The sequence below is a fragment of the Pseudomonas sp. LS2P72 genome, from assembly GCF_054897865.1.
Map to the genome: position 1 here is coordinate 4,184,214 of NZ_CM142708.1, position 14,532 is coordinate 4,198,745.

The window sequence follows — 14,532 nt, forward strand, 5'->3', positions numbered from 1 at the left end:
GAGGCCAACCTGACAATCTTGTAATGTGCGCCTCATCTGACTGACAGCTTTGATCTACGATGATCAAGGCTGCCCAGTTTTGTATTACTTGGAAACACACCTTGAATGTCTGTCCGCTAAAAATGGTCAGAATGCACTTTTTTGGCCGCAATTCGAGACGAGAATTCCCATGCGAACCCACCTGCGTCTGGTCGCCCTGAGCGCCCTGTTCATTTCTTCCCTCGCCCAGGCCGCCGACCTGATCCCGATCGAGGTTCACCGCGATGCCAACTGCGGTTGCTGCAAAAAATGGATCAGCCATCTGGAAGCCAACGGCTTCAAAGTCGACGATCGCGTCGAAGCCAACATGAGCGAATTCAAGCAACAGCACGGCGTGCCTCCGCGTCTGGCGTCGTGCCATACCGGCTTGATCAACGGCAAATTCGTCGAAGGCCATGTGCCCGCCGATCAGGTGCTGGCCTTGAACAAGCGCGACGATCTGTTGGGTGTTGCCGCGCCCGGCATGCCCATGGGTTCACCCGGCATGGAAATGGACGGCATGAGCGATGCGTATCAAGTGATCGGCCTGAAAAAAGACGGCACTGACGTGGTGGTGGCGGACTACCCCGCCCATTGATGTTCGGTGCGTACAGCGGGCTGTTCTTCGCCGCATTCGGTGCGGCAACCTTGCTGCCCTTACAGTCCGAAGCGGTGTTGGTGGGGCTGTTGCTCAGCGGCAAGTATTGGCTCTGGTTGCTGCTCGCCGTGGCGACATTGGGCAATGTTCTGGGGTCACTGGTGAACTGGTGGCTGGGGCGCGGTATCGAGCGGTTTCATGATCGGCGCTGGTTTCCGGTCAGCCCGCGCCATTTGGAAAAAGCCCGAGTCCATTATCAGCGTTACGGTCATTGGTCCTTGCTGCTGAGCTGGGTGCCTGTGATCGGTGATCCGCTGACCTTGGTGGCCGGCGTGATGCGCGAACCGCTGGGGCGGTTCCTGCTGATCGTGACCCTCGCCAAAGGCGCCCGTTATGGGGTGTTGGCCATGGCCACAGTGGGCTGGATGGGTTGAACGATTATTCACGGCGATTGCCTGTGTTTAATGTCGCCCTAATCATGCCGATCCAGCATCGGCCGATTTCCAATGGAGTTCACCCATGTCCCTCACCCGCTCCCGCTGGCTGCCCGGTCTGCTGCTGACCGCTGCATTGCCTGTCATCGCCCACGCCGAAGGCCCGGAATATGGCCCAGAGCTGCAAGGCTTCGAGTATCCCTACACGGTCAAGCATTTCGCCTTTGAGTCACAGGGCAAATCCCTGCAAATGGGTTACATGGATGTCGCCGCTCAAGGCAAAGCCAATGGACGCAGCGTGGTGCTGATGCACGGCAAGAATTTCTGCGGTGCCACCTGGGACACTTCGATCAAGGCCCTGAGTGAGGCCGGTTACCGGGTCATCGCCCCGGACCAGATCGGTTTCTGCACCTCCAGCAAACCCGACCATTATCAGTACAGCTTCCAGCAACTGGCGACCAACACCCAGCAATTGCTCAAGGCGCTGGGCATTCAGAAGGCCAGTGTTCTCGGGCATTCCACCGGCGGCATGCTCGCCACTCGCTATGCGCTGCAATACCCCGATCAAGTCGAACAACTCGCACTGGTCAACCCCATCGGCCTGGAAGACTGGAAAGCCCTCGGCGTGCCGTATCGGACAGTTGATCAATGGTACGAACGCGAGCTGAAACTCACGGCCGACGGCATCCGCACCTATGAACGCAACACCTATTACGGCGGCCGCTGGAAGCCGGAATTCGATCGTTGGGTAGACATGCTCGCCGGGCTGAACAAAGGACCGGGGCATACACAGGTGGCGTGGAATTCGGCGCTGATCTACGACATGATCTTCACCCAACCGGTGTACTACGAGTTCAAGGACCTGAAGGTGCCGACCCTGCTGCTGATCGGTACATCCGACACCACCGCCATCGGCAGCGACATCGCACCGCCCGAGGTCAAGGCTAAACTCGGTCATTACGACGTGCTCGGCAAACAGGTGGCGAAACTGATTCCCCATTCGACGCTGGTTGAGTTCCATGGCATGGGCCACGCGCCGCAGATGGAAGAGCCGGCGCAATTCCACCAGGCCCTGCTCGCCTGGCTGAACAAACCCAACCCCGTTGATTGATGAGGTAAGGCTGATGGCTGTGCAGATTGCGGTGACTGACGATTGGCAGGACGTGGCCCGTGACGTAGTGGACTGGTCAGTGCTGGACGACATCGGTGAAGTGAGCTTCATCCATGACTACCCTGCCGACAACGACACCCTGGCGGCACGGTTGGGCGAGTTCGAGGTGATCTGCGTGATGCGCGAGCGCACCCGGTTCGATGAGAACCTGCTGCGGCGCTTGCCGAAACTCAAGCTGCTGGTCACCGGCAGCATGCGTAACGCCGCCCTGGACCTGAAAGCTGCCGCTGCGCTGGGTATCCAGGTCTGTGGCACCGACAGTTACAAGCACGCCGCCCCGGAGCTGACCTGGGCGCTGATCATGGCGGCGACCCGCAACCTGGTGGTCGAAGCCAACGCACTGCGCGCCGGTTTATGGCAACAAGGCCTGGGTGGCGACCTGCACGGCAAGACCTTGGCGATCCTCGGTCTGGGCAGCATTGGCACTCGCGTTGCCCAGTTCGGTCAGGTGTTCGGCATGCGGGTGATTGCCTGGAGCGAGAACCTGACCGCCGAACGCGCAGCCGAAGTCGGCGTGACCTACGTCAGGAAGCAGGAACTGTTCGAACAGGCCGATGTGCTGTCGGTCCATCTGGTGCTCAGCGATCGTAGCCGTGGCTTGGTGGACGCCCAGGCGCTGGACTGGATGAAACCGACGGCGCTGCTGGTCAACACGGCCCGTGGTCCGATTGTCGATGAGGCCGCGTTGATCAAGGCGTTGCAGAAACGGCGACTGGCCGCTGCTGCGCTGGACGTCTTCGAGCAGGAACCCTTACCGCCTCATCATCCGTTCAGAACCCTGGACAATGTGCTGGCCACGCCCCATGTCGGGTATGTCAGCCAGCAGAACTACCACCAGTTCTTCTCGCAGATGATTGAGGACATTCAAGCCTGGTCTGCGGGAGAACCGATTCGGTTGTTGGGCTAATGCCCATCAGTTAAGCATTTGCACACCGCAAACCTTGTGGGAGCGAGCCTGCTCGCGATGGCGGACTTTCAGTCAACATTGACGTTGAATGTGTCGGCCACATCGCGAGCAGGCTCGCTCCCACAAGGATTGCGGTGTGGCTAGCTGCTCTTCACCGCCACAAACGCCGCCGTCTCATAGGGCACCGTGACTACGTCTCTGCCACGCAGATCAGGATCCGCCGCAATCAACGCCCTGATCTGCTCATCAACCTTCGCCCGCTCCTCCGCCGGTAATGCAGCCACAAAACTGGTGGAGCGCACGCGGTTGAAAATCACGTCTTCGGGCGAGCCTGTATGCCCATGGCTGAAACGCTGTTCCGCCAGCGGTCCGAACGCCGCATGCGGAAACGCCTGTCGCCAGGCCCCGGTGTAATAGCGCGGCGTATCGCCCTCCAGCGCATTGACGATCGCATCCAGTTTCGGCACCCAACTCACCCGGGAATCGCGCTGATTCCACACCAGCCCCAGCTTGCCGCCGGGTTCGAGTACACGGGCAATTTCGGTCAGTGCCTCGGTGCTGGCAAACCAGTGAAACGCCTCGGCGCAGATCACCCCGTCCACCGACGCATCCGGCAGCGGCAGGTCCTGTGATCAAAGGTCGGCTGGACCTCGCTCAGGAACAGTTGCAGCAGATCAAATCCATCTGCGGCAGCACCACCTGCGAGGAATACCTGCCGAACCCTTCCACTGGAGAACGTCGATGAACGATCACGCACGCCCGACGATACCCGCGGATGAGCAACTGGTGGCCTACCTCGACGACCAGCTCGACAGCGAACAGCGCACCCGCATCGACGCGGCCATCCTTGAAGACCCAACGCTCAGCCTGCGCCTGCAATGGCTGGCCCGCAGCAGCCTGCCGTTCAAAGGAGGCCTACGACGAGTTGGGCCGACAGGCGCCCATGGACCGCTTGCCCACTGACGAAGCCGGTCAGCGGGCGCAACTGCGGACCATTGATGCGCGACTAGGCCTGAGTCTTGTGCCGGCGCAACTGGCCCTGCCACGTTCCCAGCTCAAGCGCGCGCAAATTCTCGAGTACGACGGCGTCGCCATTGCCCAGATCACCTACCTGGACCCGGTGCACGACCCCATGGCGCTGTGCGTCACCCGTTCCAACAGCGGCAGCCGGCATTTCGCCCGCGAGCGCCGGCATGGGATGAACATTGTCTATTGGGCTGACATGCAACATGCCTGGATGTTGATCGGGCATAACCCGGTGGCGGAACTGGAGGATATGGCGAAGTTGTTGAGAGGCCGGCTTAACGCGTGATCCCTTTTGTCACTATGCTGGGCGTCTCATTTCCAAAGAGGAATCTATCCATGCCGATTGCTTCACGCACTGCTTTGCTGGTCATCGACATACAGAACGACTTCATCCCCGGCGGCCATCTACCGGTGCCGGAGGGCGACCGGATCGTCCCGCTGATCAACCGCCTCGGCGCCCGGTTCACCCAAGTCATCATCGCCCAGGACTGGCACCCGGCCGGACACGCCTCATTCGCTTCCAGCCACCCCGGGCGCGCGCCTTATGACGTGATTCAACTGCCTTATGGCGAACAGACGCTCTGGCCGGACCATTGCGTGCGGGCTACGCCCGGTGCCGAGTTGCACAAGGATCTGGACCTGCCCCACGCCCAACTGATCATTCGCAAAGGCTGCAACCCGGACATCGACAGTTACTCGGCGTTTCTGGAGGCGGACCGAACGACCACCACAGGCTTGGCCGGGTACTTGAAGGAACGCGGTATCGACACGGTTTATCTGGTTGGGCTGGCACTCGATTTCTGTGTGATGTTTTCCGCGCTGGATGCGCGGGCGGCGGGGTTTAACGCGTTTGTGGTGATGGATGCGTGTCGGGCGATTGATCTGGACGGCTCACTGGTCGCAGCGATCGAGCGGATGCAGGGAGCTGGGGTTGGGTTGATTCCATCAACCGAAGTGCCAGGTTAACCCTCTGTAGCAGCTGTCGAGCCTGCGAGGCTGCGTTCGGTTCGGGCCGCGTTCGGACGAAGCAGCCGAAAAATCAGACACTCCGTTCTTTCAGGAAAACCGCATCCGCCGGGTTTGCGAGGACTACGGTCGGGCGCGACCCCGGCTCGAACGCAGCCTCGCAGGCTCGGCAGCTGCTACGAAAGAATGCAGACGCTAACTGACCGTTAAATAAATCCGTCCCGTTATTCGATCAATTAATACTGCATGGTGAAGTTATCAAGAAACGAATCCCCTCCTCCATCCGTGATATCCATGAACTTTATTTTTTGATTAGCTGTACCAGCATAGTCAGCCCAAACTTGATACGCACCACCGTATGCAGGCGTGCTACGCGAGACAATTAATTGGTTATTTTCATCGTAGCACTGAACCGACGATGGAATCCTGGAGGAATCCGCTATACCGAATCTCACACTTATCGCGGCCGTTTTCAGGGTAAACCTTAGAGTTGCCCCTGGTGCTATGTATAAATATTTCAGTGTTATAGGAGGGCCGTAGGCGCTACCATCAGCACCCAAAGACACCGATCCTCTCACTACCAAAACGGTCATGGCTGGAAAATCCATCACTGTACCGACGGGTTTAGCCTCCACAACGCCTGTTTCGAATCCCTCATGCAGCACTGGAGGAGCAACTAATACATTCAGGCTCAACACAGGGAATAAAACCGGAGCAACCGGGCTGACGGCTTGGCCGAACAAAACCCTCAAAGTCACCGTTAACGGGCTGTCGGTCTTCAATCCCAGCAGCTTCTCTCGCCGCAACGGTACACTTAGCCCGGAACTTACTTCCGCCGTTGTTACTTTATGTGCTTCCAACAGTGGAATCACATACTCAGCGCCCACGCTATCGATCCCTACACACTTCAGTTCAACGTCTTGCCCAATCCGAATCCCCAACCACGGCAGCACCCTCACCTCGGCATCACCCTCAAACTTACTCAAATCCAGCACCTTGTCATCCGGCGCCTGAGGCACCTTCGGCGTTGGCAGTCTCGAGTCCCCATCGGCAATTTTCTGCACCGTCAGCAATGTCGGTTTCGAGCGGGTCTTGATGCCGTTTCGCGTCAGCTCCCACGGCAAGCGGATCACCGTGCTGTGTCGGGCAACCAGGTCTTCAATCGTCAGGGTGTTATTGACCCGGTTATTGCCATTGAATGCCTTGGCGGTAAAAGTCGGCAGGCCGTCCGCCGTCACAGGGCGGGCAAAGAGCTGGCATTGGTCGCCCGTCTGCGCTTGGGCAAATTCGACGCGCGCGATGTGGCCAGCCAAACTGGCGAGCGGATCAACCACCAGTCCCGGCACACCCACAACCGTCACCTGCGGCAGATTGATCAGCGCCTCACCAATCACATCGACCCGAGTCGTGAAAGACCGGCCGACCTCTTTGCCCGCGCGCAGCAGCTTATATTTGAAGGTGGCTGAACCACCCACCGCGGCCACGAAGTGAGCGTGGAGCACCGACAGTTTGTAAATGAACGGCGCGCTGGCCACGGTCTCTTTCAGAATCAACGCTTCGGATGCACCTGACGCCGTTTTGAATGTGCAGGTCAATTCGATAACGTCATTGCGTTGCCAGGAGCGCTGCGCATGCACTTGGGCAATCGCCGGTCTTCCTGCAAGCTTGCCCAAATCGATACTGTCCGGATCGTCCGAGGCATCGTTCGGGTCTTCGCTCACCAGCGGTGGTTCCAGCCAGATGCCGTTCAGGCTGACGAACAGTTCGAGGGCCGCCGACCAGAGCGCGTCCAGATCAACGCTGTTCCCAATCCAGTCCCACACGGTATAGGTCAGGACGCATTTCGCGGTGTCACCGACCTTTTTGAACACCGCTTCCTCGATCCGAGCCTGAACGGGGTCGCCGGATCTCGCCTCATCCTCGGTGACTACGTGGTCGATCGTTTCGCCCCCGCACCTCACGCGGATCTTGTCGAACGCTCTCGTCAAAGGATAAAACGCGGTACAAATCACCCCTTGCCGGGCCTGTTCAGGGTCTACCCCGTCGTCCAGCACGTTGGGCGGCAACACATTGATCGCCAGTTCCGAGTGCCACTCGTGGTTACCTTCAAGATCCTTGAGCCCTGGGCGTCGCTTGTGGAACCACGCCCGCAACGTCGTCGAAGAGTCGATATTCTCCGAGCCGCGCCGGATTTTGTAGTGGATGGTATTGAGACCATCGAACAGCGCTTGTACGGGCAGGTACAGGGTAAACAGCTTGTCCGTCGTGGACTCGACGATAGCCACATCCACCACAATGCCATTGAGGTAAAGATCGATGCTGTCTTCAGCCAATTGCTCCAGATAAGCGTCGACCAGTACTTTTACCCCTTGACCGGGATAGAGGTAGGTCAGCGCCAGTGGAATCCCGCCGTGAGCGTCGATTGCGCCAGGCACAACAGCTTGCCAGCCTGGAATTCGCGGCGCGTACAGCGTCAGTACGGACATGTCAGTCATGGAAGCGCTCCCTGTCAGTGGCAGCGTTCCGGGGATGGAAAAGGTGGAAGGCTGTGGATGCTATGGAACATCCATGGCGCACTGTCTGACTACTGTCAAATGTGACAGGTCAGGCCGAAAACAGCCCGATAATCACTACCGTCCGTCGATTCGGGAGCTCTCGGTTCAAGCCTTAGCTGGCAACCACAACCGGAACCGTGCCCCACCCAGCGGCGACGCTTCAACGGTCAGCGTACCGCCCTGAGCTTCCAACGCCCGACGACTGATTGCCAACCCCAGCCCAAACCCACCCGTGGCCCGATCCCGACTGCGGTCCAGCCGATAGAACGGTTCGAAAATCCGCTCACGCTCCTCATCCGGAATTCCGATCCCGTCGTCGTCCACCCAGATTTCAGCCCCCTTGGCACACACCCGCACACCAATCTGAATGTGTTTTTCGCAGTAGCGCATCGCATTGCGCAGCAGGTTCTGAATAGCGCGGGCCGTCAGCCTTGGGTCGAGGGCGAAGCGTTCAAGTTGTCCGTGCAGGAGCACATCGATAACGATGTCCGGGGACTCCAGTTCTTCGTCGACGCTGCCAAGGATGCTGTCGATAAATTCATCCAGCGACACTTCGACCCGCTCCGGCAGCCGCGCCGGGTTTTGCAGGCGGCTGTAGGACAACAGTTCCAGCACCAGCTCGTCGAGTTCGCGAATGTGCGCGACCAGACCTTGCAGACGCTCGCGGCTGGCGGCGGGCAAATCATCAGACAGTGCCAGCGCCAGGCCGAAATCCAGTCGTGTCAGGGGTGTGCGCAATTCGTGAGAGACCGCATTGAGCAGGTCGCGCTGCTGGTTGAGCAGGTTCTCGATATCGCCGGCCATGGTGTCGAAGACGTTGGCCAGGCTACCGATGTTGGAGCTTTTGGAAATCTGTGTGCGCTCGCTCAAGTGGCCCTTGCCGAAACGTTCAGCCGTACCTTTGAGGCGTTCCAGGTCGCGCCAGTGCGGACGCAACCACAGCAACAGGCAGGCGAGCATGGTCGCGCCGATCAGCACGTTGATGCTCCAGTACAACAGGCTGACGTCCATCGGGTCCGGTGGCACGACCATCTCCACCACCGTCCGCTCGTTCAGCGGCGACACCGCCAGGGTGCGCCAGCCCCAGTCACCAATGCGCACGACATTCTCGCCACGCTGCAAACGCTTGCGCTCATCAGGGGTGAAATCGGCATCGTCGTTATCGGTCAGGACGATGTCCAGCGGCTGGAATTCCTTGTCCATCTCCGCGGCCAATGCCGGCCACTGCGCCGGGGGCACGGCGTGAAACTGTTTGACGATGAGGGTTTGCAGCCCGCGCGAATAATCGAGGTTGTAGGTGACAAAGCGCTCCTTGAAGACCTTGATTACCACGTCAGGCACCAGATAGATCGCCGCGCTGTACGAAACGATGGTCACCAGGTACAGGCGAAACAGGATTCTGAACATCGACTCAGCATTCCCACTCGGAACGGCTGAACAGGTAACCCTTGCCCCACACGGTCTTGATCTTGCGCGCCTCGCCAGCGTGGTCGTCGAACTTGCGCCGCAGCTTGGAAATCGCCACGTCCACCGAGCGGTCGGTGCCATTGAACTCGATGCCGCGCAGGCGTTGCAGAATCTGGTCGCGACTGAGCACTTCGCCGGCATGCCGGGCGAGTACCACCAGCAGGTTGTATTCACCGCTGGACAGCTCGACCAATTGCTCGCGCCAGGTCACGGTGCGCTCGGACAGGTCGATGCACAGATTGCCCATCAGAATGCGATCGTTGGCGGTCTGCGGTTCAGTCAGGCTGCTGCGCCGCAACAACGTCCGTACCCGGGCCAGCAACACGCGCGGTTCGCAGGGTTTGGTGACGTAGTCGTCGGCGCCCATTTCCAGGCCCAGTACCTGATCGTGACTGTCGTCGCGGGCGGTGAGCATCAGGATCGGCAACGTCGCCGAATCGGCGCGCAACAAGCGGCAGACTTGCAGGCCATCGAGCCCCGGCAGCATCAGGTCGAGGATCACCAGGTCCGGAGGATTGACCCGCGCACGTTCGCGCACATGGTCACCGCGGCTGATCACACTGACGCTATAGCCGTTGCGTTCCAGGTAACTGGCGATCAGTTCCGAGAGCGCGGTGTCGTCTTCGACCAGGAGGATGTTGGGCATGGGTGTTTCCAGGGAGTGCGGTGATGACCTTCAGATCGCCATCGCGGGCAAGCCTTGCTCCTACAGGTTCCAGGTGGGATGCGGTATGTGCTAACGACACAATCCGTAGGAGCAAGGCTTGCCCGCGATGGCGGTGCATCAGTCTCAAAAGGATTCAAGGATATACGCCCTCACGCCCGCCTGAGTAAAACCCTTACACAATTTCACACAGCGCCTACAAAGCTTCACCGCTAGCCTCGTCGCCTCCCCGTAGGATGCCGGGGGTCATTATTGGGGTATTACATGTCAAAGAATCTGCTTGCCAGGCTCAGCCTGATTGCACTGGCGGTGACGCTGAGCGCTTGTGACAAGGCCTCGACGGCCGAACAACAGGCGCCTCTGGCCACGGTTCGGATTGAAACCATCCAGGCCAGCCCCCTGTCGATCACCAGTGAACTGAGCGGGCGGATTGCCGCGCCACGCATCGCCGAAGTCCGCGCCCGGGTGGCCGGCGTGGTGTTGCAACGGGCCTTCCGCGAAGGCAGCGATGTGAAAAAAGGCGAAGTGTTGTTCCGTATCGACCCGGCGCCGTTCAAGGCTGACCTGGACAGTGCTGAAGCGGCGTTGCGCAAGGCTGAAGCCAATGCGTACCAGGCGCGCTTGCAGGAGCAGCGTTACGCGCAGTTGATCGAAGGCAATGCCATCAGCGGCCAGGATTATGACAACGCCCGGGCCAGTGCCCGGCAAACGGCTGCCGACGTCGCCGCGAACAAAGCCGCCGTGGAACGGGCGAAACTCAACCTGGGTTACGCCACGGTCACGGCGCCGATCTCCGGGCGCATCGGCCGCGCGCTGGTCACCGAAGGCGCGCTAGTCGGGCAGAACGAAACCACACCGCTGGCATTGATCCAGCAACTGAACCCGATCCACGCCGACCTTACCCAATCGACCCGCGAACTCAACGACCTGCGCCGGGCGTTCCGTTCCGGCCAGTTGCAACAGGTCGGGCAGGACCAGGCCAAAGCCACGCTGATCCAGGACGACGGCAGTCTCTATCCGTTGCCCGGCAAGTTGCTGTTCGCCGACATCACCGTCGACCCCGGCACCGGCCAGATCATCCTGCGCAGCGAGTTCCCCAACCCAGACCTCGACTTGCTGCCGGGCAGCTTCGTGCGCGTGCGCCTGGAGCAAGCGGTCATCCAGCAAGGCATCAGCGTGCCGCAACGGGCCATTCAGCGTGACAGCGCCGGCATCGCCCAAGTGCTGGTGCTCGACGCCGAACAGCGGGTTGGCCAGCAGCCGGTCGAACTGGGCGCCGTGCAGAACGATCGCTGGATCGTCACCGCCGGCCTCAAGCCCGGTGATCGCATCGTCACTGAGGGCCTGCAACACGCCCGTCCCGGCGAAAAAGTGCAGATCGACGACACCCCTCTTCCACTTGCCCAGGCTTCTGGTCAGTAAGCAGGACGCTTTTTTATGCCGCAGTTCTTTATCGATCGCCCGGTGTTCGCCTGGGTGGTTGCCCTGTTCATCCTGTTGGCCGGCGCCCTGGCCATTCCGCAGTTGCCGGTGGCGCAATACCCCAACGTCGCGCCGCCGAAAGTCGAAATCTACGCCGTGTACCCCGGTGCTTCGGCACAGACCGTGGACGAAAGCGTGGTCAGCCTGATCGAGGAAGAACTCAACGGCGCTGACCATCTGCTGTATTTCGAATCCCAGAGCAGCCTCGGCAGCGCCACCATCACCGCAACGTTCCAGCCGGGCACTGACCCGGAAATGGCTCAGGTCGATGTGCAAAACCGCTTGAAAGTGGTCGAGTCGCGTCTGCCTCAAGCGGTGACACAGCAGGGTTTGCAGGTGGAGAAAGTCTCCGCCGGCTTCCTGTTGCTGATCACCCTCACCTCCAGTGACGGCAAGCTCGACGACGTGGCGCTCAGCGATTACCTGGCGCGCAACGTGATGAACGAGATCAAGCGCCTGGACGGCGTCGGCAAGGCGCAGTTGTACGGCGCCGAACGGGCGATGCGAATCTGGATCGACCCGCAAAAGCTGATCGGTTTCAACCTGACCCCGGCCGACGTCAACGCCGCCATCGTCGCGCAAAACGCGCAAGTGTCGGCGGGCAGCATCGGCGATTTGCCGACCCGCACTACTCAGGAAATTACCGCGACCATTCTGGTCAAAGGCCAGTTGTCGACGCCGGAAGAATTCGCCGACATCGTGTTGAAAGCCAATCCCGACGGCTCCACCGTGCGCATCAAAGACGTGGCGCGCGTCGAGATCGGCAGTCAGGAATATCAGTTCTCCACCCGCCTTAACGGCAAGCCATCAACCGCCGTCAGCGTGCAATTGGCGCCGGGCGCCAATGCCCTGAGCACCGCCACGTTGGTGCGGGCGAAGATGGACGAACTGGCGCGCTACTTCCCGGCTGGCGTGGAATACAAGATCCCGTACGACACCTCGCCCTTCGTCAAAGTCTCGATCACCAAGGTGGTTTACACCCTTGGCGAGGCGATGTTGCTGGTGTTCGCGGTGATGTTCCTGTTCCTGCAAAACATCCGCTACACGCTGATTCCGACCCTGGTGGTGCCGGTGGCGCTGATGGGCACCTTTGCGACCATGTTGGCGCTCGGGTTTTCGATCAACGTGCTGACCATGTTCGGCATGGTGCTGGCGATCGGCATCCTGGTGGATGACGCGATTGTGGTGGTGGAGAACGTCGAGCGAATCATGGCCACCGAAGGCCTGTCGCCCAAAGAGGCAACGCGCAAGGCGATGAAGCAGATCACCGGGGCGATCATCGGCATCACGCTGGTACTGGTCGCGGTATTCATTCCGATGGCGTTCATGCAGGGTTCGGTCGGGGTGATTTACCGGCAGTTCTCCTTGTCCATGGCCACCTCGATTCTGTTCTCCGCGTTCCTCGCCCTGACCTTGACCCCGGCGTTGTGCGCGACGCTGCTCAAGCCGATCGCCAAGGGCGAACATCACGAGAAGCGCGGGTTCTTTGGCTGGTTCAACCGACGTTTCGAACAACTGACCGAGCGTTATCAGGGCTGGGTCGCCTATGCGCTGAAACGCACGGGCCGTTACCTGCTGATCTACGGCGTGCTGCTGATCGGATTGGGCGTGTGCTTCAGTCGACTGCCCTCCTCGTTCCTGCCGGTGGAGGATCAGGGTTACACCATCACCGACATTCAGCTGCCACCGGGTGCAAGCAAGAACCGTACGGTGCAGGTGGTCGAGCAGATCGAAGCCCACAACGCCACTGAACGCGGCGTCGGCGACAGCACGGTGATTCTCGGTTTCAGCTTCTCCGGTAGCGGTCAGAACGCCGCGTTGGCGTTTACCACGCTCAAAGACTGGTCTGATCGAGGTAGCGACGACTCGGCCAGTTCGATTGCCGATCGCGCCAACATCGCGTTGAGCCAGATCAAGGACGCCGTAGCGTTTGCGGTACTGCCGCCGCCGGTGGATGGCCTTGGCACCTCCAGCGGTTTCGAGTTCCGCCTGCAGGACCGCGGCGGTCTCGGCCATGCCACGTTGATGCAGGCGCGCAGTGAGTTGCTCGCTGCCGCCGAGAAAAGTCCGATCCTGATGAACGTGCGCGAAAGCGCCTTGGCCGAAGCGCCGCAGGTGCAACTGGAAGTCGACCGCAAACAGGCCAATGCGCTGGGCGTGTCCTTTGCCGACATTGGCAACGTGCTGTCCACCGCCGTCGGTTCGGCCTACATCAACGACTTCCCCAATCAGGGGCGGATGCAGCGTGTGGTGGTGCAGGCTGAAGGCGATCAGCGCAGTCAGGTCGCCGATCTGCTGAAGATCCACGTGCGCAACAACGCCGGGAAAATGGTGCCGTTGTCGGCCTTCGTCCAGGCCAAATGGACCCAGGGCCCGGCACAATTGACTCGCTACAACGGCTACCCGGCGATCAGCATTTCCGGCGAACCGTCGCCCGGTCACAGCACCGGCGAAGCCATGGCGGAAATCGAGCGTCTGGTGGCGCAAGGACCGGCGGGGTTGGGGCAGGAATGGACTGGGCTGTCGTTGCAGGAACGCTTGTCCGGCAGTCAGGCGCCGATTCTGCTCGGTTTGTCGTTGCTGATCGTGTTCCTTTGTCTGGCCGCGTTGTATGAGAGCTGGTCGATTCCGACCTCGGTGCTGCTGGTAGTGCCGCTTGGTGTGCTCGGCGCGGTATTGGCCGTGACCTTGCGCGGGATGCCCAACGACGTGTTCTTCAAGGTCGGGCTGATCACCATCATCGGGCTGTCGGCGAAGAACGCGATCCTGATCATCGAGTTCGCCAAGAGCCTGTACGACGAAGGCCACGACCTGATCGACGCCACCCTGCAAGCCGCACGCCTGCGATTGCGGCCGATTGTGATGACGTCGCTGGCGTTCATCCTCGGCGTGGTGCCGTTGGCGATTGCCACCGGGGCCAGTTCGGCGAGCCAGCAAGCCATCGGCACCGGGGTGATTGGCGGGATGATCACGGCGACGCTTGCGGTGGTGTTTGTACCGGTGTTTTTTGTGGTGGTGATGAAGTTGGTCCGCAAGCGGCATAAAGACCTCTAACCCACAACACCGGCCTAATGTGGGAGCGAGCCTGCTCGCGATAGCGGTGTAACCGTCAACATGGATGTTGAATGTTACGACCTCTTCGCGAGCAGGCTCGCTCCCACAAGGGTTTTCATTGATCTCAGGGTTATGGTCACAACTGGATGCGCTGGGCTAAGGTGTTTGCAAAACCCTGACGTATCGAGTT

Annotated in this window: 10 protein-coding genes and 2 pseudogenes; 8 read left to right on the forward strand and 4 right to left on the reverse strand. The window is 60.2% G+C overall.

The annotated features are described in order from the left end of the window. Positions 1 to 169 precede the first annotated feature (169 nt). The 4 genes from ACYZUA_RS19040 to ACYZUA_RS19055 all read left to right on the forward strand — a co-directional run bounded on the left by ACYZUA_RS19040 (position 170) and on the right by ACYZUA_RS19055 (position 3,128). Positions 170 to 616, forward strand: a complete 447-nt coding sequence (locus tag ACYZUA_RS19040; RefSeq protein WP_461960127.1) for a DUF411 domain-containing protein — start codon at positions 170 to 172, stop codon at positions 614 to 616. After that, positions 616 to 1,050 (forward strand): YqaA family protein, encoded by a 435-nt coding sequence (locus ACYZUA_RS19045; protein ID WP_461960128.1) that lies wholly within the window; start codon positions 616 to 618, stop codon positions 1,048 to 1,050. The genes ACYZUA_RS19040 and ACYZUA_RS19045 overlap by 1 nt, the downstream gene beginning before the upstream one ends. Before the next feature lie 85 nt (positions 1,051 to 1,135). After that, entirely contained in the window at positions 1,136 to 2,161 is a 1,026-nt protein-coding gene (locus ACYZUA_RS19050; protein WP_461960129.1) for an alpha/beta fold hydrolase, read from the forward strand. Positions 2,162 to 2,174: 13 nt separating this feature from the next. Continuing rightward, positions 2,175 to 3,128 (forward strand): D-2-hydroxyacid dehydrogenase family protein, encoded by a 954-nt coding sequence (locus ACYZUA_RS19055; protein WP_461960130.1) that lies wholly within the window; start codon positions 2,175 to 2,177, stop codon positions 3,126 to 3,128. Between the two features lie 140 nt (positions 3,129 to 3,268). On the opposite strand, the pseudogene ACYZUA_RS19060 reads toward ACYZUA_RS19055, so the two are convergent. Then, positions 3,269 to 3,754: pseudogene (locus ACYZUA_RS19060) on the reverse strand (class I SAM-dependent methyltransferase); the annotation flags it as partial. Positions 3,755 to 3,869: 115 nt separating this feature from the next. Here ACYZUA_RS19060 and ACYZUA_RS19065 point away from each other — a divergent pair. Then, positions 3,870 to 4,440, forward strand: a pseudogene (locus ACYZUA_RS19065) (anti-sigma factor family protein). Between the two features lie 50 nt (positions 4,441 to 4,490). Further along, complete coding sequence (pncA, locus tag ACYZUA_RS19070) at positions 4,491 to 5,120, forward strand: bifunctional nicotinamidase/pyrazinamidase (RefSeq protein WP_461960131.1); 630 nt, start codon at positions 4,491 to 4,493, stop codon at positions 5,118 to 5,120. Between the two features lie 236 nt (positions 5,121 to 5,356). Here pncA and ACYZUA_RS19075 read toward each other — a convergent pair whose 3' ends face one another. From ACYZUA_RS19075 to ACYZUA_RS19085, 3 genes are all read right to left on the reverse strand, one after another. Then, the gene (locus tag ACYZUA_RS19075; protein WP_461960132.1) at positions 5,357 to 7,615 is read right to left on the reverse strand and encodes a hypothetical protein; all 2,259 of its coding nucleotides are present in this window, start codon (positions 7,613 to 7,615) and stop codon (positions 5,357 to 5,359) included. A gap of 165 nt (positions 7,616 to 7,780) precedes the next feature. Further along, positions 7,781 to 9,082 carry an ATP-binding protein gene (locus tag ACYZUA_RS19080; protein ID WP_461960133.1) on the reverse strand — a complete coding sequence of 434 codons (1,302 nt, stop codon included), beginning with the start codon at positions 9,080 to 9,082 and terminating at the stop codon, positions 7,781 to 7,783. Between the two features lie 4 nt (positions 9,083 to 9,086). Then, entirely contained in the window at positions 9,087 to 9,788 is a 702-nt protein-coding gene (locus ACYZUA_RS19085; RefSeq protein WP_008155184.1) for a response regulator, read from the reverse strand. 282 nt (positions 9,789 to 10,070) lie between these two features. Between ACYZUA_RS19085 and ACYZUA_RS19090 the strand changes: the two genes are divergently transcribed. Both ACYZUA_RS19090 and ACYZUA_RS19095 read left to right on the forward strand, forming a co-directional pair. Beyond that, positions 10,071 to 11,228 (forward strand): efflux RND transporter periplasmic adaptor subunit, encoded by a 1,158-nt coding sequence (locus tag ACYZUA_RS19090; protein ID WP_461960134.1) that lies wholly within the window; start codon positions 10,071 to 10,073, stop codon positions 11,226 to 11,228. A gap of 15 nt (positions 11,229 to 11,243) precedes the next feature. Beyond that, positions 11,244 to 14,342, forward strand: a complete 3,099-nt coding sequence (locus tag ACYZUA_RS19095; protein ID WP_461960135.1) for a multidrug efflux RND transporter permease subunit — start codon at positions 11,244 to 11,246, stop codon at positions 14,340 to 14,342. Positions 14,343 to 14,532: the final 190 nt, after the last annotated feature.

What these genes read in the sequence shown, in the direction of transcription:
- ACYZUA_RS19040 (WP_461960127.1), top strand. Translation starts at nt 170, where the DNA reads ATGCGAACCCACCTGCGTCTGGTCGCCCTGAGCGCCCTGTTCATTTCT.
- ACYZUA_RS19075 (WP_461960132.1), bottom strand. Translation starts at nt 7,615, where the DNA reads ATGACTGACATGTCCGTACTGACGCTGTACGCGCCGCGAATTCCAGGC.
- ACYZUA_RS19095 (WP_461960135.1), top strand. Translation starts at nt 11,244, where the DNA reads ATGCCGCAGTTCTTTATCGATCGCCCGGTGTTCGCCTGGGTGGTTGCC.
- ACYZUA_RS19090 (WP_461960134.1), top strand. Translation starts at nt 10,071, where the DNA reads ATGTCAAAGAATCTGCTTGCCAGGCTCAGCCTGATTGCACTGGCGGTG.
- ACYZUA_RS19045 (WP_461960128.1), top strand. Translation starts at nt 616, where the DNA reads ATGTTCGGTGCGTACAGCGGGCTGTTCTTCGCCGCATTCGGTGCGGCA.
- ACYZUA_RS19085 (WP_008155184.1), bottom strand. Translation starts at nt 9,788, where the DNA reads ATGCCCAACATCCTCCTGGTCGAAGACGACACCGCGCTCTCGGAACTG.
- ACYZUA_RS19050 (WP_461960129.1), top strand. Translation starts at nt 1,136, where the DNA reads ATGTCCCTCACCCGCTCCCGCTGGCTGCCCGGTCTGCTGCTGACCGCT.
- ACYZUA_RS19080 (WP_461960133.1), bottom strand. Translation starts at nt 9,082, where the DNA reads ATGTTCAGAATCCTGTTTCGCCTGTACCTGGTGACCATCGTTTCGTAC.
- ACYZUA_RS19055 (WP_461960130.1), top strand. Translation starts at nt 2,175, where the DNA reads ATGGCTGTGCAGATTGCGGTGACTGACGATTGGCAGGACGTGGCCCGT.
- pncA (WP_461960131.1), top strand. Translation starts at nt 4,491, where the DNA reads ATGCCGATTGCTTCACGCACTGCTTTGCTGGTCATCGACATACAGAAC.